This is a genomic window from Hymenobacter mellowenesis, assembly GCF_030581005.1.
Taxonomy (GTDB): Bacteria; Bacteroidota; Bacteroidia; order Cytophagales; family Hymenobacteraceae; genus Hymenobacter; species Hymenobacter mellowenesis.
In genome coordinates this window covers 1-20853 of the sequence record NZ_JAUQSX010000008.1, presented here as the reverse complement: position 1 = coordinate 20853, position 20853 = coordinate 1, and the positions used below count along the sequence as shown (strand labels likewise).

At 62.3% G+C, this 20853-nt stretch carries 17 protein-coding genes, 1 tRNA gene, 1 rRNA gene, 1 pseudogene and 1 riboswitch; of the genes and pseudogenes, 13 read left to right on the top strand and 7 right to left on the bottom strand.

Annotated elements, in window-relative coordinates; genetic code table 11:
- The first annotated feature begins 138 nt into the window (after window positions 1-138).
- The 5 genes from Q5H92_RS15605 to Q5H92_RS15585 all read left to right on the top strand — a co-directional run bounded on the left by Q5H92_RS15605 (window position 139) and on the right by Q5H92_RS15585 (window position 8550).
- Window positions 139-1485, top strand: coding sequence for an Nramp family divalent metal transporter (locus Q5H92_RS15605; protein WP_305012672.1), 1347 nt, complete (start codon window positions 139-141; stop codon window positions 1483-1485).
- A gap of 108 nt (window positions 1486-1593) precedes the next feature.
- Complete coding sequence (locus Q5H92_RS15600; protein WP_305012473.1) at window positions 1594-4062, top strand: TonB-dependent receptor; 2469 nt, start codon at window positions 1594-1596, stop codon at window positions 4060-4062.
- A 64-nt stretch (window positions 4063-4126) separates the two neighbouring features.
- A complete protein-coding gene (locus tag Q5H92_RS15595; RefSeq protein WP_305012472.1) occupies window positions 4127-4981 on the top strand; it encodes a transporter in 855 nt (284 codons plus the stop codon).
- A 76-nt stretch (window positions 4982-5057) separates the two neighbouring features.
- Window positions 5058-5267, top strand: a riboswitch (cobalamin riboswitch).
- Between the two features lie 200 nt (window positions 5268-5467).
- On the top strand, window positions 5468-7405 hold the full coding sequence (locus tag Q5H92_RS15590) for a TonB-dependent receptor plug domain-containing protein (RefSeq protein WP_305012471.1): 1938 nt from the start codon (window positions 5468-5470) through the stop codon (window positions 7403-7405).
- 83 nt (window positions 7406-7488) lie between these two features.
- Complete coding sequence (locus Q5H92_RS15585; protein ID WP_305012470.1) at window positions 7489-8550, top strand: YncE family protein; 1062 nt, start codon at window positions 7489-7491, stop codon at window positions 8548-8550.
- A gap of 239 nt (window positions 8551-8789) precedes the next feature.
- Here the strand turns inward: Q5H92_RS15585 and Q5H92_RS15580 are convergent, their stop codons facing one another.
- A complete protein-coding gene (locus tag Q5H92_RS15580) occupies window positions 8790-9062 on the bottom strand; it encodes a hypothetical protein (RefSeq protein WP_305012469.1) in 273 nt (90 codons plus the stop codon).
- 169 nt (window positions 9063-9231) lie between these two features.
- Between Q5H92_RS15580 and Q5H92_RS15575 the strand changes: the two genes are divergently transcribed.
- The 3 genes from Q5H92_RS15575 to Q5H92_RS15565 are packed head-to-tail and all read left to right on the top strand — an operon-like array spanning window position 9232 to window position 10827.
- Complete coding sequence (locus Q5H92_RS15575) at window positions 9232-9834, top strand: thioredoxin family protein (protein ID WP_305012468.1); 603 nt, start codon at window positions 9232-9234, stop codon at window positions 9832-9834.
- Between the two features lie 55 nt (window positions 9835-9889).
- Window positions 9890-10249 (top strand): hypothetical protein, encoded by a 360-nt coding sequence (locus Q5H92_RS15570; protein WP_305012467.1) that lies wholly within the window; start codon window positions 9890-9892, stop codon window positions 10247-10249.
- A gap of 5 nt (window positions 10250-10254) precedes the next feature.
- A complete protein-coding gene (locus Q5H92_RS15565) occupies window positions 10255-10827 on the top strand; it encodes a helix-turn-helix domain-containing protein (protein ID WP_305012466.1) in 573 nt (190 codons plus the stop codon).
- 91 nt (window positions 10828-10918) lie between these two features.
- Here the strand turns inward: Q5H92_RS15565 and Q5H92_RS15560 are convergent, their stop codons facing one another.
- The gene (locus Q5H92_RS15560) at window positions 10919-11272 is read right to left on the bottom strand and encodes a four-helix bundle copper-binding protein (protein WP_305012465.1); all 354 of its coding nucleotides are present in this window, start codon (window positions 11270-11272) and stop codon (window positions 10919-10921) included.
- A gap of 254 nt (window positions 11273-11526) precedes the next feature.
- Here Q5H92_RS15560 and Q5H92_RS15555 point away from each other — a divergent pair, with 254 nt between their 5' ends.
- Together Q5H92_RS15555 and Q5H92_RS15550 are read left to right on the top strand one after the other, a co-directional pair.
- The gene (locus Q5H92_RS15555; protein ID WP_305012464.1) at window positions 11527-13170 is read left to right on the top strand and encodes a hypothetical protein; all 1644 of its coding nucleotides are present in this window, start codon (window positions 11527-11529) and stop codon (window positions 13168-13170) included.
- A 124-nt stretch (window positions 13171-13294) separates the two neighbouring features.
- Complete coding sequence (locus Q5H92_RS15550; RefSeq protein WP_305012463.1) at window positions 13295-15622, top strand: B12-binding domain-containing radical SAM protein; 2328 nt, start codon at window positions 13295-13297, stop codon at window positions 15620-15622.
- 6 nt (window positions 15623-15628) lie between these two features.
- On the opposite strand, the gene Q5H92_RS15545 is transcribed toward Q5H92_RS15550, so the two are convergent.
- The 3 genes from Q5H92_RS15545 to Q5H92_RS15535 are packed head-to-tail and all read right to left on the bottom strand — an operon-like array spanning window position 15629 to window position 17540.
- A complete protein-coding gene (locus tag Q5H92_RS15545) occupies window positions 15629-16675 on the bottom strand; it encodes a hypothetical protein (protein ID WP_305012462.1) in 1047 nt (348 codons plus the stop codon).
- Window positions 16676-16698: 23 nt separating this feature from the next.
- Window positions 16699-17244: a GNAT family N-acetyltransferase gene (locus tag Q5H92_RS15540; protein ID WP_305012461.1), complete on the bottom strand. Its 546-nt coding sequence runs from the start codon at window positions 17242-17244 to the stop codon at window positions 16699-16701.
- Between the two features lie 29 nt (window positions 17245-17273).
- A complete protein-coding gene (locus Q5H92_RS15535) occupies window positions 17274-17540 on the bottom strand; it encodes a hypothetical protein (RefSeq protein ID WP_305012460.1) in 267 nt (88 codons plus the stop codon).
- Between the two features lie 90 nt (window positions 17541-17630).
- On the opposite strand from Q5H92_RS15535, the gene Q5H92_RS15530 reads away from it, so the two are divergent.
- Together Q5H92_RS15530 and Q5H92_RS15525 are read left to right on the top strand one after the other, a co-directional pair.
- Window positions 17631-17703, top strand: a tRNA-Gly gene (locus Q5H92_RS15530).
- A 408-nt stretch (window positions 17704-18111) separates the two neighbouring features.
- Window positions 18112-18391: pseudogene (locus tag Q5H92_RS15525) on the top strand (integrase core domain-containing protein); the annotation flags it as partial.
- Between the two features lie 308 nt (window positions 18392-18699).
- Here Q5H92_RS15525 and Q5H92_RS15520 read toward each other — a convergent pair.
- A complete protein-coding gene (locus Q5H92_RS15520; protein ID WP_305012459.1) occupies window positions 18700-19302 on the bottom strand; it encodes an MBL fold metallo-hydrolase in 603 nt (200 codons plus the stop codon).
- An 858-nt stretch (window positions 19303-20160) separates the two neighbouring features.
- Window positions 20161-20442: a hypothetical protein gene (locus Q5H92_RS15515; RefSeq protein ID WP_305012458.1), complete on the bottom strand. Its 282-nt coding sequence runs from the start codon at window positions 20440-20442 to the stop codon at window positions 20161-20163.
- A gap of 113 nt (window positions 20443-20555) precedes the next feature.
- On the opposite strand from Q5H92_RS15515, the gene Q5H92_RS15510 reads away from it, so the two are divergent.
- Window positions 20556-20853: ribosomal RNA gene (locus Q5H92_RS15510) — 16S ribosomal RNA — on the top strand; the annotation flags it as partial.

The following is a 20853-nucleotide window of genomic DNA, read 5'->3' as shown; positions in this document are numbered from 1 at the left end:
CCAACTCGAAACAATGCTTGGCCGGCTGTGAAACCTTTTTTGAGAATTACTGTATTTAAGGCAGTCGAAATCAATTTTTAGGTAAGCCTAAAATTTAGTATATTTGTATTGAAACAACTATTCAACGTGCCTCCTGCTATCCTCTCCGAACCTACTGCGCCGGCCGAAACCGGCTGGCGGCACCCCCGCCGGGCCAATTCATTGAGCGAAGTGTACGCGAGCATCAAGGTGCCGGCCGCCAATGCCTCGTTCTGGCGCAAGCTGATGGCCTTCTGGGGCCCGGGCCTGATGGTGGCCGTGGGCTATATGGACCCCGGCAACTGGGCTACCGACCTGGCCGGCGGCTCGAAGTACGGCTACACGCTGCTGTCGGTGGTGCTGATTTCCAACCTGTTCGCCATGCTGCTCCAGCACCTGGCGGCCAAGCTGGGCATCGTGACGGGCCGCGACTTGGCCCAGGCCTGTCGCGACCATTACTCCCGGCCCATCAGCCTGATGCTGTGGTTTCTGTGCGAAATCGCCATCGCGGCCTGCGACCTGGCCGAAGTCATCGGCTCGGCCATTGCCCTGAATTTGCTGTTTGGGCTGCCACTGGCCTGGGGTGTGGTGCTGACTACGCTGGATGTGCTGGTGGTGCTATTTTTCCAGAACAAGGGTTTTCGCATCATTGAAAGCATCGTGGCGGGGCTGATGGTGCTGATTTTTGGGTGCTTTCTATACGAACTCATCGTGTCGCGGCCCGATTGGGTGGCCCTGGCCCATGGGCTGGTGCCGCAGCGGCAGGTGGTGACAACGCCGGGCATGCTCTACGTGGCCATCGGCATTCTGGGCGCCACCGTGATGCCGCACAACCTGTACCTGCACTCCAGCATTGTGCAGACGCGGCAAATTGAGCAGACCGAGGCCGGCAAACGCATGGCCATCAAGTTCGCCACCATCGACTCGACGGTGGCACTGTTTCTGGCCTTTTTCATCAACGCGGCCATTCTGGTGCTGGCGGCGGCGGCATTCCATCACAATGGCATGTTTGAAGTGGCGAAGATTCAGGACGCCTACAAGCTGTTGGCGCCGGTGCTGGGCGCGGGCGCGGCCAGCGTGCTCTTTGCGGTGGCTTTGCTGGCTTCGGGCCAGAATTCGACCCTGACCGGCACGCTGGCGGGTCAGATTGTGATGGAAGGATTTCTTGACCTCAAGCTCCGGCCCTGGGTGCGGCGGCTCATCACGCGGCTGGTGGCCGTGGTGCCGGCCCTCACGGTGGCCATTATCTACGGCGAAAGCGGGGCCGAAAAGCTGCTGGTTTTCAGCCAGGTTATTTTATCGATGCAGCTCAGCTTTGCGGTGGTGCCGCTGGTGCTCTTCACCAGCAGCCGGGCCAAGATGGGCGTGTTTGTGAACCGGCCGGTGGTGCGCGTGCTGGCCTGGTCGGTGTCGGCCGTCATCATTGCTTTGAACGGCTACCTGCTCTGGCAAACGGCGGTAGGGTAAGGGGACTGAGTTAAAAGCCCAGAGCTAAAAGCTGTGAAATCAGGTGCTAAGCATTCTGGCCTGTCGCTCTATTGGCTTTAATATCCATTAATATTTATTATTCTAAGTATGAAACAGCTGCTACTTGCGATGCTACTGCTTCTCTTGCTGCCCGGCTGCTTGCTGGCCCAGACGGGTACGCTCGCGGGCACCGTGCGCGACGAGCAGTTGCGGCCGGTACCCTTCGCCAGCGTGGCGCTGCCCGCCGCCGGCCTGGGCGCCACGGCCGATGCCGAGGGTGCTTTCACCATCGCCAACGTGCCCGCCGGGCCGGTGCGGGTGCTGGCCAGCGCCGTGGGCTACACGGCCGTAAATAGAAACGTTAATCTGGCCGCGGGCCAAACGCTGCCTCTCACTTTCACCCTGGCCGCCGCGCCCGCCGCCCTAGCCGACGTAGTGGTGACGGGCGTGAGCCGGGCCACCGAAGTGCGGCGCAGCCCCGTGCCCATTGCCACCCTGAGCCGCCGCGAAATCAGCCTCAACGCCAACACCAACGTCATCGACGCGGCCGTGCGCGGCATTCCGGGCCTGAGCGCCGTCACGACCGGCCCGAACGTGTCGAAGCCCTTCATTCGGGGGCTGGGCTACAACCGTGTGCTCACACTGTATAACGGCCTGCGCCAGGAAGGCCAGCAGTGGGGCGACGAGCACGGCGTGGAAGTGGACGGCTACGACATTGAGCGCGTGGAAGTAGTGAAAGGACCCGCCAGCCTGCTCTACGGCTCCGATGCCGTGGCCGGCGTGGTGAACCTGCTGCCCGCCCTGCCCAGCGGCCCCGAAGGCCGGCTGCGCGGCGAAGCCCTGGCCGAATACCAGTCGAACAACGGCCTGGTGGGCAACTCGCTGGGGCTGAACTATCAGAAAAACGGCTTCCAGACCAGCTTCCGGGCCAGCCACCGCCTGGCGCGGGACTACCGCAATAGCGTGGACGGCCTGGTGTACAACACCGGCTTTCGGGAGCTGACGCTGACGGGCATGGCCGGCGTGCGCAAGGCCTGGGGCAGCTCGCACTGTTACCTAACCCTCTACGATAACCAGCAGGAAATCCCCGACGGCAGCCGCGACTCGCTCAGCCGCCGCTTCACGCGCCAGATGGCGGAAAGCGGGTTGGACGACGTGAAAAACCGGCCGCTGGTAACGGATAATGAACTGCGCAGCTACGGCATTGGCCCGCTGCACCAGCGCATCCGGCACTACCGGGTGTTCACCAAAACGCAGGTGGCGCTGGGTGGCGGCGAGCTGCATTTGCTGCTGGGCGCCCAGCAAAACCAGCGCGAGGAATTCAACCACCCTACCGTACCCAGCCAGCCGGGCCTGGCTTTGCGCCTCACCACCTTCACCTACGATGTGCGCTACCACCTGCCCACCTGGCAGGGCCTGGAAATGAGCGTGGGCAGCAACGGCATGGGCCAGCTCAACCGCCACCTCAACGCCACCGACTTCCCCATTCCCAACTACAACCTGCTGGACGCGGGCGGCTTCGTGCTGCTGAAAAAGCCGCTGGGCAAGCTGGAAATCAGCGGCGGCGCGCGCTACGATACGCGGTTGGTGAGCTGGCAGGATTTCTACGTGGCGCCCAACCCGGCCACGGGGTTCGACCAGGCGGCCGGGCCCGCGCAGGCCGGCGCGGCGCTGCAGTTTCCGGCGTTTCGGCGGCGCTACCAGGGCTGGTCGGCCAGCCTGGGGGCGAGCTACGTGGCCACGGAGCGCCTCACGCTGCGCGCCAATCTGGCCCGGGGCTACCGCGCGCCCAACATCCCCGAAATCGGCTCCAACGGCCTCGACCCCGGCGCCCACATCGTGTACCTCGGCAACCGCGGCTTCGAGCCCGAATTCAGCTGGCAGCAGGATGTGGGCGTGCTCTGGCACCAGTCCGAAGTGGATGCCTCGGTGGAGGTATTCCACAACTACGTGCAGAACTTCATCTACCAGGCCCGCTTGCAGGACGCCGCCGGTCAGCCAGTCGTCATCGTGCCCGGCAATGTCACCTACCAGTTTCAGCAGGCCGCCGCCCGTCTCTACGGCCTCGAAGCCAGCCTGAGCTGGCGGCCCGCGGCCCTGCCCTGGCTGGCCTGGAGCAGCAGCGCAGCCTTCGTGACCGGCGAAAGCGCCCAAACCAACCTGCCTGCTCAGCAGGAAGAAGCCGCGCGCTACCTGCCCCTGATTCCGCCCCTGCGCGGCCGCACCGAGCTGCGCGCCACCGCGCCGGTCCGCGCCGGCCGCTTCACCGGTACCTACGCCCGCCTTACCATAGACGGCAGTGCCCGCCAAACCCGTTTCTACGCCCTCGACAACACCGAAACCGCTACGCCCGGCTACGCCTTGCTGGGCCTGGGCGCCGGCACCACCTACACCAGCCGCGCCGGCCGCACCGTGGCCCAGCTTATCGTGCAGGTCGATAACGTGTTTGACACCGCCTACCAGGCCCACCTCAACCGGCTTAAGTATTTCGAATACTACGCCAGCTCGCCCACGGGCCGCACCGGTATTTTCAACCCTGGCCGCAACGTGGGTGTGAAAGTGCTGGTGCCGTTTTAGGGGCTGGATATTAGGGTCGCCTGTCGTCTAACCCCCGACTGCAGACTTTCTGCGTAGAGCGCGCATGAAACAGCTGTTCTATCTATTCCTCTTGCTGCCAATCCTGGGCCGGGCGCAGGCACCGCCCAGGTCCTCGCCCTACGATTCGGCCCATTTCAGCTGGCGCAAGCCGGTGCCGCGCAATCGCCTGCGTGAGCTGCAACCCGACCGCCCCGGCGTCACCGAAAGCCCTTTCACCGTTGATGCCGGCCACTTTCAACTGGAGATGGACGCCCTGCGCCTCATCAACAGCGGCTCGGGCAACGATGACAAAAATCGTGAGCTGCACCTAGCCTACTCCATGCTCAAGCTCGGCCTGAGCCGCCGCACCGACCTGCAGCTGGAAGTGCCGCTCTACAGCGTGGCCAAGCAGCGCCCCACTGACGCCGACGACTGGCAGGAGCGCAACGCCGGTTTCGGCGACGTGACGGTGCGCGTGAAGCACAACTTCGTGGGCGACGACCAGCAGGGCACGTTCGCCATGTCCGTCATCGGCTACGTGCGCCTGCCCAGCGGCGGCGCCGTGGGCGATGGTGGGATGGAATACGGCGTGGTATTGCCCCTCGACGTGGAGCTAAGCGACAAGGCGAACCTCGAAGCGCAGCTTGGAGCCGAATTGAATTATGACCGTGAAACGGGCAGTCGCTACGTCCGCTTTATGCCCTCTACTGCACTGGAATACGATTTTACCGAAAAATTCGGCCTCGTAACGGAGGCCGTGGCCCTATGGAATACGGAGCAGCGCCGCTGGCTGGCTTCCACCAACATCGCGCCCATCTTCAAGCTCACTCCCAACCTGCAGCTCGACCTCGGCACCCACCTGGCCCTGAACCGCCTGACCGACCGCGAGTACTTGGTGGGCGTCACCTTCCGCCGCTGAGGCTGTAGCGTGGACTCTGCGAGTCCGCGCACGTTAGTTCAGGCGGGCGCGGACTCGCAGAGTCCACGCTACGGTTGTACCTTTGCCCCGTCAAGGTGCCAACTCCCAATCGCGGGGCGCGGCTGAAAAGGGAATCCGGTTCAATGCCGGAGCTGTCCCCGCAACTGTACGCTTCACATCGGAGCGGGCCACAATGCCACTGTTTGTTGATTGTTAATCAATGAAATGGGAAGGCGGTCCGTTCGGCGGAGCAAGCCAGGAGACCTGCCCGGACATTCACAGGTTCAGCATTCGCGGAGGACGAATGGAGAAAGAGAACAGCGGCCACCCCCGGGCGGCCACCTTACCCCTGTTTTTCGGCCTCAGTCTGACGGTAGCCAGCTGCTAATTGCAGCCGGTTGGCGCCGGATTTTGAATCGAATTTTCTTAACTGAGAATTTGATTCGGATACGTTTTTTCTCTCTCAATCGGGCTTCGCTTCGGCGTGTGGCGTTGCTGTGCCTGCTGGCCGGCACCGCCCATGCCCAGACCGCCCCGCCCGATTCGGCCCGCCTCGGCCAGCGGCGGCACCGGTTGGGCGAGGTGCAGGTCCGCGCCGTGGGCCCCGAGCGGTTTGCCGTGGGCAGCACCCGCCTGGAACTCGATTCGGCCACGCTGTCCCAGTACCGCGGCGGCAACCTAGCGGACGTGCTCCAAGCCCGCACCCCGCTGGCGCTCAAGTATTACGGTCCCGGCCAGCTGGCTACCATTGCCCTGCGCGGCACCTCGGCCCAGCACACGGCCGTGCTCTGGAATGGCCTGAACATCATGCTGCCCACGCTGGGCCAGAACGATTTTTCGCTGCTGACCGTGGGCGCCAGCACCAGCGTGGCCATTCAGCCGGGCCCGGCGGCGGCCCTCTACGGCAGCGGGGCCGTGGGCGGCGCCGTGCTCCTCAACTCGGCCCCCGACTGGCGGCCCGGCCTGCGCGGCAGTGTGCAGGCCGATGCCGGCAGCTTTGGCTTGGCCGGCGGCAGCCTGGCAGCCACGCGCACCGCCACCCCCAGCGTGGCCGTGCGCGTGGCTGCCAGCTACCGCGAGGCCCAAAACAACTACACCTATACCTTGCAGGAAGCCCGCGGCCCCGTGCGCTACACCCTGCAAAACGCCGCCCTGCGCCACCAGTGGAGCCTGAGCCCCGACGTGGCCTGGCGCATCGGCCAAGCCGGCGAGCTGACCGCCGCCGCCTGGTTGACTGATGTGGACCGCGAAATTCAGTCGGGTGTGAACATAGTGGGCACCCAGGCCCGCGAGCGTGACCAAAGCCGTCGCCTCGTGCTGGGCTACCGGCACGTGGGCGCGCGCCAGCAGTGGACCGTGCGCGGCGCGTGGTTCGAGGACATCCTCAACTACCGCGACGGCGGCGCCCCTAGCAACTCCCGCGTGCGCACCACCCAGGCCCAGGCCGAGCACACCTCCGCCCTGGGTGCGCGCGGCAGCCTGCGCCTGGGCGCCGAAGCGCAGCATTTTGCTGCCCGGGTAGACGGCTACGGCAGCACCGAAATCAGCGAAAACCGCGCCGCCGCCTTCGCCCTGCTACGCTACGACCCGCGCCCGGTCCTGCGCCTCTCGGCCAACCTGCGGCAGGCAGCGCTGCCGGCCGGCCTGGCTCCGCTCACGCCCACCCTGGGGCTGGAATGGGACCTGCTGGCCGCGCCTGATTCGGCCGCCGCGCAGGCCCTTACATTCAAAGCCAGCGCCGCCCGCAGCTACCGCGCCCCCACCCTGAACGAGCGGTACTGGCGGCCGGGCGGCAACCCCGACCTGCGCCCCGAATTGGGCATCGGCTACGAGGGCGGCCTACGCCACCGCCGCGCCTGGAGCCGCCGCCTGGCCCTCGAAAGCGAGCTGACGGCCTTCCGGCAGGATGTGGACGACTGGGTGCAGTGGCTGCCCAGCGCCAGCACGGGCATCTGGAGCCCGCGCAACCTGCGCCGGGTGCGCAGCCAAGGCGTGGAAGCCAGCACGGCCCTGCGCCTGCGCCAGGGCCGCTACGATGGCCGCGTGCAAGTGGCCTACCACTACACCGACACGCGCAAAACTCAGGGCTCAGCTGCTGACTCCGACCCCGTGGGCGTGCAGCTGGCCTACGTGCCGCTGCACCAGGCCAGCCTCAGCACCGACCAGCACTGGCGCGGCTGGCTGCTGAGTACGACGCTGGCCTTCACCAGCTTTCGCTACATCAATGCCTCCGGCACCGATTTTTTGCCGGGCACCGGGCTGCTGGGCGCCACGCTGGGGCGCACCGTGCAGGGCCCGGCCAATACCAGTGTGCTGCTGCTGCTACAAGCCACCAACCTGCTCAACCAAAGCTATTTCAGCTACCCCGGCCGGCCGGCACCGCCCCGTGCCATCAGCGCCAGCGTGCGCCTGAACTGGCGCTAGCGGCGGGTTTACGACGTCTTTTTCTTAACTCATTTTCCATTTTTAGCCGGCAGCCGTCGGCGCATTTTCTCATGAGAAAACACTTGATTCCCTTTCTCGCCGGCCTGGCGCTACTGGCCGCGTGTGACCCGAAAACCGAAGAAACTCCCGTGCCGGTAACTCCGCCCACCTATGGCGTCTACATCCTCAGCGAAGGCCAGTTTGGGGTGGGCGACGGCGCCGTGAGCGTGTTCAACAAATCCAATAAAGCGCTGACGCCCGATGCCTTCGGCAGTGCCAACAACGGCGCCAAACTCGGCGACGTGGTACAGAGCATGGGCGTGCAGGACGGCCGCGGCTACATCGTGGTCAACGCTTCCAACAAAATTGAAGTAGTCAACCTGACCGATTTCAAGTCGGTGGCCACCATCAGCGGGCTCACGCAGCCGCGCTACTTCACCTCGACCTCGGGCACGCGCGGCTACGTCACGGAATGGCGCGGACCCTACACCAGCTACCTGCCCGGCGTGCTCAGTATTCTGAACCTGACCACCAACACCGTGACTAGCCGCGTGACGGTGGGCCGCAACCCCGAGAAGCTGCTGGCCCTGGGCGGCAAAATTTACGTGCCCAACAGCCTCGACAACACCATTTCCGTTATCGACGAAGCCACGGGTACCCTGGCCTCCACCATCACCGTGGCCGACGGGCCCAGCAGCCTGGTGGCCGACAAAGACGGCAACGTGTGGGCGCTGTGCAGCGGCTTTGTGTCGTACCTGAGCGTGCCGCCCTACACCCTCACCCGCATCTCGAACGGCACCCTCGTGCGCTTCAACCCGGGCAGCCCCACCACGCAGTTGAAGCTGGCGTTCCCCGGCACAGCCAGCCCCGGCAAGCTACGCGTCAACGCAGCCAAAGACCAGCTCTACTATAGCTTCGGCGGGGCCGAGTACCAGATTAGCACCGCGGCCACGGCCTTGCCCACTGCGCCCTTCATCCGGCGCAGCTTCACCGGCTTCGACATCGACCCGCGCGACAATTCCATTTTCGCGGCCGTTTCGCCCAGCTACAACAGCAACGGCCGCTTCATCCGCTACCAGGCAACCGGCGCGCCCATCGATTCCTTCGAGGTGAAGGTGGGCCCGAATGGGTTCGTGTTTTATTAATGGGTCGTGAAGACGTGACCTTCTTAATCAGCACGTCATGCTGAGCGCAGCTGAAGCATCTCTACTGCGGTAGTAACCCAATCGATTCAACGAAGCGGTAGAGATGCTTCGGCTACGCTCAGCATGACGTTCTATTAGGAATTGCGTGACCATTTAAATACCCACCTTCCCTCTGCAAAAAAGGAAAAGGCCCATACCGGAAGGTGTGGGCCTTTTTACATCCAAGCCAAAGGGGAAAATTAGTCGGCGATGCCGTCGTGGTTGCGGTCTTTGGCGTCGCTGGCGGCTTTGTAGAGGTCTTTGCCGGTCACTTTGCGGGCGGTGTCGCGGCTGAGGCCGGCGGTGGCCGAGTCGCCGCCGGCGGTGCCGTCGGTGCCGGCAGCCATGCCTTTTTTGGTATAGCCGCGCTCGACGTTGGTGTCGCCGTCTTTGGTGCCTGAGCTGCAGGCGCTAAACGTGGCGGTGAGAACGCAAGCCACGGCGAAGGGGCGGAGGAGGGATTTCAGAAGCATGAAAGCGTGAAGGTGAAGGAGAAAGAAATGAGTGACACTGCAAGGTAAAGAAATAACCCAGCGCAGCGCAACCTGAACCCTGGCGGGCGGGTACGGTTGTAGCGGTAGGCGTGGCCCCGGGGTTGCGCCCGGTGCGGCCCGGCGCCTTCATTCTCATTGCTTGCTTCTGATGTCCAGCCCCATTGTTTCGCCCGCCGCCGTGCCCGCGCCCGCCTACACCTACCCCGAATTCCGCGCCTTGGTGGCCACGCTGGCCGCCGAGCACCGCACCACCGGCCCCGAGCAAACGCCCGGCCTCATCCGCTACACCGACCAGAACCAGGCCCACCTCGACCGCGCCTACGCCGAGCCGCTGCTGCCCGAATTGGTTTCAACCCTCGCCAACCTGCCCCGCCCCGAGCAGTGGCTGCTGCTGGCCGAAGCCTGGTGCGGCGACACCGCCCACACGCTGCCCGTGCTGGCTCACCTGGCCGAAGTGAGCGCCGGCCGCGTGAGCCTGCACGTAGTGCTGCGCTCCGACCATCCCGAACTGATGGCTGCCCACCAAACCAACGGCGGCAACAGCATTCCCAAGCTCATTCGGCGCGACGCGGCCACCGGCGCCGACCTCGGCGACTGGGGCCCGCGCCCGGCTGCCGCGCAGGTGCTGGCCAAGCAGCTGCACGCCGATAAAACATTGCACGTCAATCAAGTAATTAAGGAGATGAATGCCTGGTACGAGGCCGATAACGGCGAGGCCGTGCAGCGCGAACTGCTGGCCTTGTTGGGCTAAGGGCTTGGTCTCAATAAAATTTCCCCTATTTTCACCTCCTCGTTTCCCGAAAAATATGCTGCTCCCGTTGCGCCGTCGCCTGGAAAAACACGTTGCCGCCTGGCCTTGGCGGCGGGTGGGCGTGCTGGCCGGCGTGAGCCTGGTGCTGGCACTCATGCTGGTCGGTTATTTATTCGGGACAGGTGACCATTTCTTTAGTCGACTTTTTTTCGCCTTTCTCGTATTCGTCTGGCTGCTGGCCGTCACGTTCCTGGCCGTGGTGCCGTTCGTGACGTGGGCCACTGGGCATTGGTTCGGGCGCGGGTGGGCGGAAGTTTCTACTCCGGCGCCCCGTCTGCGCCGGAGCCCTGCCGGTTCTGCAGCGGCGCGTTCTCATTCCTCACCGGCGGCCTCGCGGCGGCCAGAAACACGTTAGAACTCTTGAAAACCAACCTACTGCATATCAAAAACATGGTGTGCCCCCGGTGCGTGGAGGCCGTACAAAATCTGTTGGAGCGCGCCGGCTACCGGCCCAAAGCCGTGAGCCTGGGCGTGGCCGAACTGGACGAAACCACCCCCGCTGACCCCGAATCCCTAGCGCCGCTGCTGCAAGCCGCCGGCTTCGAGCTGCTGCGCGGCCGGGCCGAACAGCTCACCGAGCAAATCAAAGGCACCCTAGCCGAATACCTGGAGCACCTGCGCACGGCGCGCTCCCCGCTCACCACTTCGGCGTTCCTGACGGACCGGTTTGCGGCCACCTACTCGCACCTGAGCAAGGTGTTTTCGCGCACCGCCCACCTTACCATCGAGAAATACCTCATCCGCCTCAAAATTGAGCGCGTGAAGGAGCTGCTCAGCTACGGCGAACTGACCCTGAACCAGATAGCCGACCAGATGCGCTACAGTTCCGGCCAGCACCTGAGCAACCAGTTCCGCCAGGTGACGGGTTACTCTGTGAGCGAGTTCCGCCGCCTCATGCTGCCCGAGCGCCTGTCGCTCGACGCGCTGGCGTAGAGGCCCAGTGTCGGCATAAAATAAAAAGGCGGCCTCTCAAGGGCCGCCTTTTTTGTGGCACAAGCTGACACTTATGCTAGCTGGGCAGATACTACACGGTGTAGCCTTTGCACGCCTCTACGCAGGCTTGGCAGGCTTCGGCGCATTTCTTACAATGGTCATGCTGATGCTGGGCACACTCATCGTGGCATTTCTGGCAAATCTCGATGCACTCCTTGAGCACGTGCTGGGCGTGGTCGGAGCCGCGGGCGATGAAGGCGGCGGTGAGGCGGCAGATATCGGCGCAGTCGCGGTCGAGGCGGATACAGGGCACCATCATTTTAGGGTCCGCCTCGTCGAGGCAGGCGTCGGCGCACATTTCACAGGCGGCGATGCAGCGGCTGAGCGCATCGAGAACGGCTTGGTTGTTTTGGCGGGCGCGGGGCGCGGCAGCGGGCATTTGCATGGTATGGGGTTGATTTAGTGAAAAGGATTGGAAGCGGAAAGCGGTGGATTTGGTGTACGCGGCTGGCCGGGAAGCGGGCGGTATAGAATTCCTGCTTCAGCTCTACACAATTTGGGCGGCCCCGGGATGCTGTACACTTTCGGCCAAATAATGGCTTAACCATTGGGGATGGTTGTGGGTATAGCGAGGATGATTCTCCTTCTATCAGGCCATTCGATATGTCATTTCTAAACCGATTATTAGCGGTCGGAATATTGGCCGCCGCGCCTCTGCTGCCGGCGCTGGCCCAGACGCATGAGCACATGGAAATGACGATGCCCATGCCGGCCAAACCCCAGCCCAAACCCGCCAAACCCCGCCCGGCCGCGCCCAGGCCCGCCGCGCCTAAAAAAGTCGCTCCGGCCCCACGGCCCGCCACATCAGTTGTCCCCGTGCCCGCCGCGCCTGCCGATACTACCCACCACGCCGGCCACGAGCACTCGATGCCCGGCATGGATATGCCCGCGCCACCTGCCGCGCCCGCTCAACCCGCACCCATGAACCACGCCGGGCACACCGAGGGCATGGAAATGTCGGGTGCCCAGCACAACATGGGCGGTATGGACATGGCCCACGACAGCAGCATGATGCACATGGGCGGCATGAGCCACGCCCTCTCGCGCAACCTGCCCATGAACCGCAACGGCTCGGGCACCAGCTGGCACCCCGACGCCACGCCCATGTACATGTGGATGCAGCACAAGGGCCCCTGGATGCTGATGTACCACGCCGGCGCCTACGCCCGCTACACCAGTCAGAACTTCAACAACAGCGGCAAGCGCGGTCACGACAACGCCATCGACGGGCCCAACTGGGGCATGGCCATGGCCCAGCGCAACATCGGCGCGCGTGGCCTGCTCAATCTGAGTTTGATGGTGAGCCTCGACCCGCTCACCGAAACGCGCGGCGGCTACCCGCTGCTGTTCCAGACCGGCGAGAGCTACAAAGGGCAGCCGCTCATCGACAAGCAGCACCCGCACGACTTGATTTCGGGCCTGAGCGCGAGCTACACCCACGCCGTGAACGAGGACGTGGACCTGAGCCTCTACGTGGGCTACCCTGGCGAGCCGGCCATCGGGCCGGTGGCGTTCATGCACCGCATTTCGGCCATGCCCAACCCCGACGCGCCCCTCTCGCACCACTGGACCGATGCCACGCACATCACCTTCGGGGTGGCCACGCTGGGCGTGCGCTACAAGCAGTTCAAGCTGGAAGGCAGCAACTTCACCGGCCGCGAGCCCGACCAGTACCGCTACGATTTCGACCGCCCCCGCGCCGATTCTTGGGCCGGCCGCCTCAACTGGAACCCCAGTCGCAGCCTGGCCCTGCAGGTCAGCCGCGCCTTCATCAAAAGCCCCGAAGACCTGCATCCCGGCGAAAACGTGACTCGCACCACGGCCTCGGTGCTGCACAGCAAAATGCTCAGCGGCGAGCGCCACTACCTGGCCTCGGCCCTGGTGTGGGGCCTGAACGAGCACGGCGCCGGCCACCGCGGTGAGCACGCCGTGCTGGCCGAAACCAACCTCACGCTGGGCCGGCCCACGTTCTACGGCCGCTACGAGTTTGTGCAAAAGGACAGTGAGGAGCTGAATTTTTACTCCTCGGGTTCAACTGATAATTTGGTGAATTCAGTCTATAACATTCACGCCCTCACGCTGGGCACCAGCTACCGCCTGGCCAGCTTGGGCGGCGCGCGCGGACCGGAGCTGAGCCTCGGCGGGCAATTGACGGGCTATTTCATTCCCCAGAGTTTGCAAAATGGCCAATACGGCGTCACCTACGCCGGCCCCGGCTACGGCAAGCTGCCGCTCTCGGCCTCGGTGTACCTGCGCCTCACGGCCCCGTGGATGAAGATGTAGCGTGGACTCTGCGAGTCCGCGCCTGGGCGAACGTTCTGCAACGCGCGGACTCGCAGAGTCCGCGCTACAGCCCGACCTTTGCCGGAAATGAACCCTAGCCGCCCTGGCCGGGTTAGTCCCCACTGTGCCTACTGCCTCACCCCGCATTCTGCTGCTCACGCCGCCGCTCACGCAGCTCAATACCCCGTACCCCGCCACGGCCTACATCAAAGGCTTCCTCACGGGGCGCGACTACGATGTGACGCAGGCCGATATGGGCCTGCAGTTGGTGCTGCGGCTGTTTTCGGAGGCAGGGTTGAAGCGAGTTTTTCAGGAGATTGAGGCTGGCGGTTTCGACCTGAGCGACAATGCCCGGCGCATGCTGCGGCTGCAACGCCGCTACCTCGCCACCATCGGCCCGGTCATTCGCTTCCTCCAGAATAAAGACCTAACCCTGGCCCCGCGCATCTGCCACGGCCGTTTCCTGCCCGAAGCCAGCCGCTTCGACAACGTGGCCGACCTCGAAACCGCCTTCGGCACCATGGGCCTGACGGACCAGGCCCGCCACTTGGCCACGCTCTACCTCGAAGACCTCGCCGACCTCATCAAGGAAACTGTGGGGCCGCACTTCGGTTTCTCGCGCTACGCCGAGAAACTGGCCCTCTCGGCCACCAGCTTCGAGCCCCTGCACCAGGAGCTGGAAGCCGGCCCCAACCTGCTCGACCGCATGCTGCTGGAGGAACTGGAGCCGCTGCTAGCGCGCGTGCAGCCCGATGTGGTAGGCTTCACCGTGCCCTTCCCCGGCAACCTCTACGGCGCCCTGCGGCTGGCGAAGCGCATCAAAGAAACCAACCCCGCCACCGTGACCATCATGGGCGGCGGCTATCCCAACACGGAGCTGCGCACCATCAAAGAGCCCCGTTTCTTTGATTACATCGACTACCTGACGCTGGATGACGGCGAAGGCCCTTGGTTGCGGCTGCTGGAGTATTTGGGCGGTTCGAATGAGCAAAAAGCACGTCATGCTGAGCGCAGCCGAAGCATCTCTACCGTACAAGTAATCAGTACTGGTGGCAGCGAAGCGGTAGAGATGCTTCGACAAGCTCAGCATGACGTGCTGCATAATGACGTTCTACCTGACCGCAGCCAGTTCCAACGCACCTTTCTGCGCGACGAAAACGGCCAAATCCAGTACATCAACCATCCGCACCCCGACGTGCCGCACCACGAAGTGGGCACGCCCGACTACTCCGACCTGCCCCTCACCGAGTACCTCTCGGTGCTGGAGGTGCTGAACCCCATGCACCGCCTCTGGAGCGACGGCCGCTGGAACAAGCTTACCGTGGCCCACGGCTGCTATTGGAAGCGCTGCTCCTTTTGCGACGTCACGCTGGACTACATCTCGCGCTACGAAACGGCCCCCAGCACCCTGCTGGTGGACCGCATCGAGCAAATCATCCAACAAACCGGCCAGACCGGCTTTCATTTCGTGGACGAGGCCGCGCCGCCGCTGGCCCTGCGCGACCTGGCCGTGGAGCTGCTCAAGCGCCGCGTGCCCATCACCTGGTGGGGCAACATTCGCTTCGAGAAAACCTTCTCGGCTGACCTCTGCCGGCTCTTGGCTGCCTCGGGCTGCATCGCGGTGAGCGGCGGGCTGGAAGTGGCGTCGGATAGGCTGCTGGCTTTGATGGAAAAGGGTGTCACCCTCGCCCAGGTGGCCCGCGTGACCGATGGTTTTACCCAAGCTGGCATCATGGTGCACGCTTATTTGATGTATGGTTTTCCCACCCAAACCGCGCAGGAAACCATCGACAGCCTCGAAGTGGTACGCCAGCTTTTCGCCGCTGGCGTGGTGCAGAGCGGCTACTGGCACCGCTTTTCGATGACGGCGCACTCGCCCGTGGGCAAGAACCCCGCGAAATACCAGGTGCAGGCCATTGGCCCCGAGCCCGCCGGCTTCGCCTGGAACGACCTCTGGCACGACGACCCCCTCGGCACCGACCACGAAACCTTCGGCCCCGGCCTGGCCAAGAGCCTCTACAATTACCTGCACGGCGTGGCGCTGGATGAGCCGCTAGCCCGTTGGTTCGATTTCAAAACCCCGCGCCCCACCACCCCGCGTCACCTCGTGCAGCAGGCCCTGCAAGCCCCCGAAAAGCCCGATTTCGCCCGCCAGAACCAGCGCCTGTTCTGGCTCGGCAACGCGCCGGAGCTCCGCCTCGAAGCCGGCAAAAAAGCCCCGCGCGCCGTGCTCACCTGCTACGAGCAGGCCGAAGATTTCGAAGTGAAAACCACCGAAGCCGCCGGCCGCTGGCTGCACCAATTGCTCACCAGCCTTAGCGAAGATTACGACACCAAAGTGCTGCTGAAAGAAGCTGCTGCTACTTTCCCTGCCTCAGAGGGCTCTTTCGAAGCTTTTCTGCAAAGCTCTGCCTGGCAGCTGGTGCGTGAAAAAGGTCTGCTCTTGATTTAAAATCAGCTACCGGCTGCGCATCCACTCCACCACATCGGCGGGCAGGCCGGGCCCGAGGCGTGGGCTCAGGCCGCCGGGCACCAGCAAATCGGCCCCGCCGGTGCGGTAGCTGCGCACTACTGCCCCCCGGCGGCCTCCCAAGGCGTTGCGCAGCGCAGCGGCTTGCGCGCCGGTGCCCAGCCCGCCATACAAGCCCAGCACCGACAGCTTCCGGTTTCTCAGCTCGCGCAAGGCTGCCCGCGTTGCCGGGTCGATGGATGCATTCTGCATAATGAGGTAAGACGCCCGGGACCCGTTGGGCGCTGCTACGGCTTGCGCCAGCGCCGCCGCCCGCCGTCCGGCGGCCCACGCACCCACGTTGGCAGTATCGGCGCCCGGCGTGCTGCGCAGCAAGCGCAGCGCTGCCCGCAGACGCGGCATCTCAGTTTCGGGCGTTGGTGCAGCAGCCATGGGCAGCAGCAGCACAATAGTGCCCTCACGGGCCAGCGCATCGGCCCATAGTGGTGCCGCCGCCGCCGTAGCCGAATCAGGCAGCAAGGCCAGCGCCGGTCCCAGCGTGCCCACATCGGCCGGCCCGAAAAGCCAGCCCGACCCGTTGGCCTGCGGCACTTCTTCAACATGGTAGGTGCTGGGCGTCGGGTTGCCGCGCTTGAGCAGCACGGTGGTGGCCTGAACCGAATCCATTCCCAGCGTGCCCCGCCAGAAGTCGCCTTCCGAGGTCAGTCTCAGGGTCTGGCCGGGACGGGCCGGGCGCACAAGGCGCAACTGATTATTGCCAAAAAAAACGGTGTCGGCCACGAAGCTGAGGCCTGGGGCCGTGGGCGCGGTTAGTTCGGCTTCGTAGTGGCCCGGGCTGGGGTGTCGAATGTCGAGCGCGATGCGCGTTTCGGGCTGGCCCGCCACCGTGAGGCTGCCCTCGTAGTGGCCCACGGGTGGCGGGGCGGCCGCCGTGGCCGCGTCGGACTGCGACTGGCAACCTCCCGCAGCCAGGAGCGCCAGCGCGAGGGGTACCCCAGCGGCACGGCTCTTCAATAAACGCAGCAAGGCGGGCATAGGCATTCCCAAAAGTAGCCGGTTTAACGCCCTGCCATCCCTTTGCGCAAAATCAGGTCGGTTTGCACATCCTGGCCCAGCCGGAACTCGTGCTGGCCCACTTCCCGAAAGCCAAAGCGCTGGTAAAAAGCGCGGGCCCGGTCGTTCTTCTCCCATACGCCCAGCACCACGGCGGAGCAGTGCAGCTGCTCGGCCAGCGCCAGAATGCCCCGCATGAGGGCGGCGCCCAGGCCGGTGCCCTTCCAATCGTCGCGCACATACAAGCGTTCTATTTCGAGGCGGCCGGCGGCTTCCTGCCCCTCAGCCAGGCCCAGGGCCGAGTTGTCGCGCAGCTTGGCGTAGCCCACCAGTTCGTTTTGCATGTGGGCCAGCAGGAAAGTGTTTTCACGGTCCTGCAACTCGGCCAGCTGAATTTCAGGCCCAAAGTTTTCGGCCAGATAAGCAGCCATGTCGGCGGCCGTGTTGGTGGCGGCGAAGGTATCCTGGAATGTTTGGCGGCCCAGGTCAGCCAGTTGGGCGGCGGTGGCGGGGTTGGCTTTGGCCAGCGAGATGCGCAGAGGAGATGACATGGAGCAAAGGTCGGGCCGCCGCGGCCGATTTACAGTATCTCTTCGGTATCGGGGTCGCGCTTCGACAGGTCATCGCCGCGCCGCATGCGCAGTCCCATGCGCATCAGCAGCCCACTCGCCAGCAGCCCCACCAGATACACCGACAGCATGGCGTAGGAATCCTGATAAACCGTGTTCCAACTCATCACCGCCACGTACACTTTCAACAGCATACCGAGGCCCAGTAGCGCCCCGCTCATCATGAGCAAAAGGCCCACCAGGCGGCGGGTAACGGGGGGAAGGGGAGGAGTAGCCATGGTGCTGCGTCATACGCGGCCGCGAAAGCGCGGGTTGGCCCAGGTTGTGAATCCGGTTCTTTGGCTTAATTTCGGGCCACCAAGTCCCCCGCGAGAGTAGCTCAGTTGGTAGAGCATCAGCTTCCCAAGCTGAGGGTCGCGAGTTCGAACCTCGTTTCTCGCTCATTCAGAAACAGCCATTTAGCTTCGTTGCTAGGTGGCTGTTTTGGTTTTGGGTTGTACTGGAGTGTATACAAGTCTTGAAGGTGTTCATTTTTGCAAGACTGGGTCATAGTCCATGCTTGGCGCATTAGGTTGTCGAGTAGGGTCGCGAAGTCTTGGCCGATGGCCCGTGCCGCCAAGGCCGAGAGGCTGTCCTAGTTCTCCCGGCTGGGGCCCGTCTATTAGGTTTCAGGTTCAGGTCAACCAGATAATACGTATCACCGGCGGCGCCTTATCGGCAAGCCAAGCGGATAGGGGCTTTGGCCACACCGTACGGACCGGCAACGGCCCACAGTTCACTGCAGCCCCACCGATAGTTTCCGGGCGGGCACCTCTTTGCTCGCCTCTGCTGGACTTTGGGGGGAAGCGCCGCCTGACCAAACCGGCGCACCCGTGGACCAACGTCAGGTCGAGCGCATGAACCGCACCATCAAAGCGGACACCGTACAGCACTACCATTGCCAGACGACCGACGAACTCAATAAGCACTTGCAGGTCTTTTGATGGCGTACAACCCCGCCAAGCGCTTGGAGACCCTGCGCGGGCTGACCCCTCCCGAATTCGTCTGTGCGCCGTGGCAAAAGAATACCACCTCTTTACCCAAGACCCGTCCACCTCACGCTGGAACTATACATCTAATTATAATTTAATTAGCTGGTTTACAGATAATTTAACCTGCTTCAAAAAGTTCTCTAACCACATCCCGATTGAAATCAGGAATCAAACTGATAATCACAAAATTCAAACAATTATCGATGCAGCATTGCTACTAAGAATTAAACCAATACTTACGCCATACGCCAAAGCGAAAACGAAACGAGCGCACCATCTGGCCCGCTCGTCTTACAGCACTTCAGTCGATATAGAGCATTACATTAACAATATCATCAACCTGCACTGGAGGCAAGCGGAGCCCATTTCCGCCACTTAACCAACCCTCCAAAATAGTTATAGTACCTTATTTAGCTGCCAAGTGCCAATTGCGCAGCCGCACATCAATCTTCTTATTGGCCGCGTTCACCGTTTTCTTAAACGCCACCACGTCGCCCAGGCCGTTCTGGCCCCGATAATGGTACAGGTACACAATGCCCGGCTTGAAGGCCAGCACGCCCTGCGCGGCCTGGTTCACATCCATGGTATAGGGCAGGTTCATACACACAAAGGCCACATCAATGCCTTTCAAGGCACGCATTTCAGCTGTATCTTCCGTGTCGCCAGATAGATACACGTTTTTGCCGCCCAGGTTCAGCACATAACCGTTGCCCCGGCCTTTGGTATGAGGCGCATCAGCCGCATCAGGCAGGTTGTGCATCGCAATGGCCGAAACTCCTATGCCCAGCGTATCGAGCCGCTGACTGTTACTAAGAATGCGGACCTGCGCTTTGTATTCCAATGGCAGCTTCTCTGCCACTGCTTTCGGCACCACCATTAGCGCCTTGCCCACCGATAAGCCGGCCAGCGTCTTCAGGTCTAGGTGGTCACCGTGGATATCCGTAATTAAGGATGATGTCAGGTACGGCCAGTCCGACATAAGCCTCGGCCCCACCATAAGGGTCCACATAAATAGTCTTACCATTCCAAGTAAGTACCACGCTGCCGTGCGTGATGGGCTGCACTGTGAGCAGACCATTCCTGGTTACAATCTTGTTGGCGGCCACCCGCGGTGCAGTGGCAGCAGTTTGGGCCTGTGCTTGAAGCGTAATTGCCGCCAGCGCAGCCGTAAGAAGATAATGCTTCATCATTTGCCAATCTTATTATAATAAGAAGTATTCGTTCAAGCTCAGCACGCGCTGAAGCAGATGCTACAGTAGCTACTGAAACCTATGGCCATAACCCAACCGGCCTGCACATGTTCGGGCCTATAGCATATCATATAAGTTTAAGTTGAGTTTGAACGGAGGCTGAAACCCGCCACGTAATTCAAAACCATGGCAGGCCATTAGAATCACATTTTTATTTGGTGTCCACCGTCACCCAATGCCTCAAACTGTCTCCAGCCATGAAACCTATCACAAATGGCCGTGCCACAAGCAGAATAGCATCATCTTCACCGTATCCCCCCAACCAGCTCAGAGCACATGTAGCAGCCGGCTGTAGTCAATACCGCCCCAACCTCACCGAATTCTTCGCCCCTGAACCCATCCGCTAAAATTTTCTAAAAAACCGTTGCGCTATAAGTCGCTGATTCCAAACACCACGCCGCCTCAAAACCGTCTCCGCTACGTCCGCTCCCCCACAAAAGTTGCCTGTTACCCCTTGCCACCCCAGAAATTCCTCTTACTTTTGCACTCCCAATCGCCAACCGGGCCTCGGGTTCTGCCAAAGCAACTGCTCCGACAGAAAATTTGAAAAGGACAGGAACTTCACGGCCACGATACGTGTATTGTCCGCCGTGCCGCTTCGCCAAAGCCCTCGAAAATTAAATTTCGAAAGCCCTTGTGAAAGCCGAAAAAAGCGCCTTACCTTTGCACCCCGCTTCAACAGGAGGCGGCAACAGTTTGAAAAGCGAAACGAAGAAAGAATAAAATTTTCGCCTCTCGCTTGCCACTTCAAAACTTCTTCTTACCTTTGCACTCCCAATCGCCAGAAGGGGAAAACGAAAAGAAGAAACACCGGCTGCTAACAGCCACACGGTCACCTCAAATGGAGTTGACACACGTTCTTTGAATGTTTGGAAAAGATAAATAGTAAGGGCTTTCAACAGCAGTGTTGGAAGTAGAAATTACAAGCGTAACACGAATACATAGAACTCGTCAATACGAGTCGGATTCGCACTCGACATCAGCCATTCTTCGGAATGGTGTAGAACATTTTACAATGGAGAGTTTGATCTTGGCTCAGGATGAACGCTAGCGGCAGGCCTAATACATGCAAGTCGAACGGTCGTAGCAATACGATAGTGGCGCACGGGTGCGTAACGCGTAGCCAACCTACCCGAATCTGGGGGATAGCCCGCCGAAAGGCGGATTAATACCGCATAAGACAATAACACGGCATCGTGTAGTTGTTAAAAATTTATTGGATTCGGATGGGGCTGCGTGCCATTAGCTAGTTGGGGGGGTAACGGCCCACCAAGGCGACGATGGCTAGGGGAGCTGAGAGGCTGGTCCCC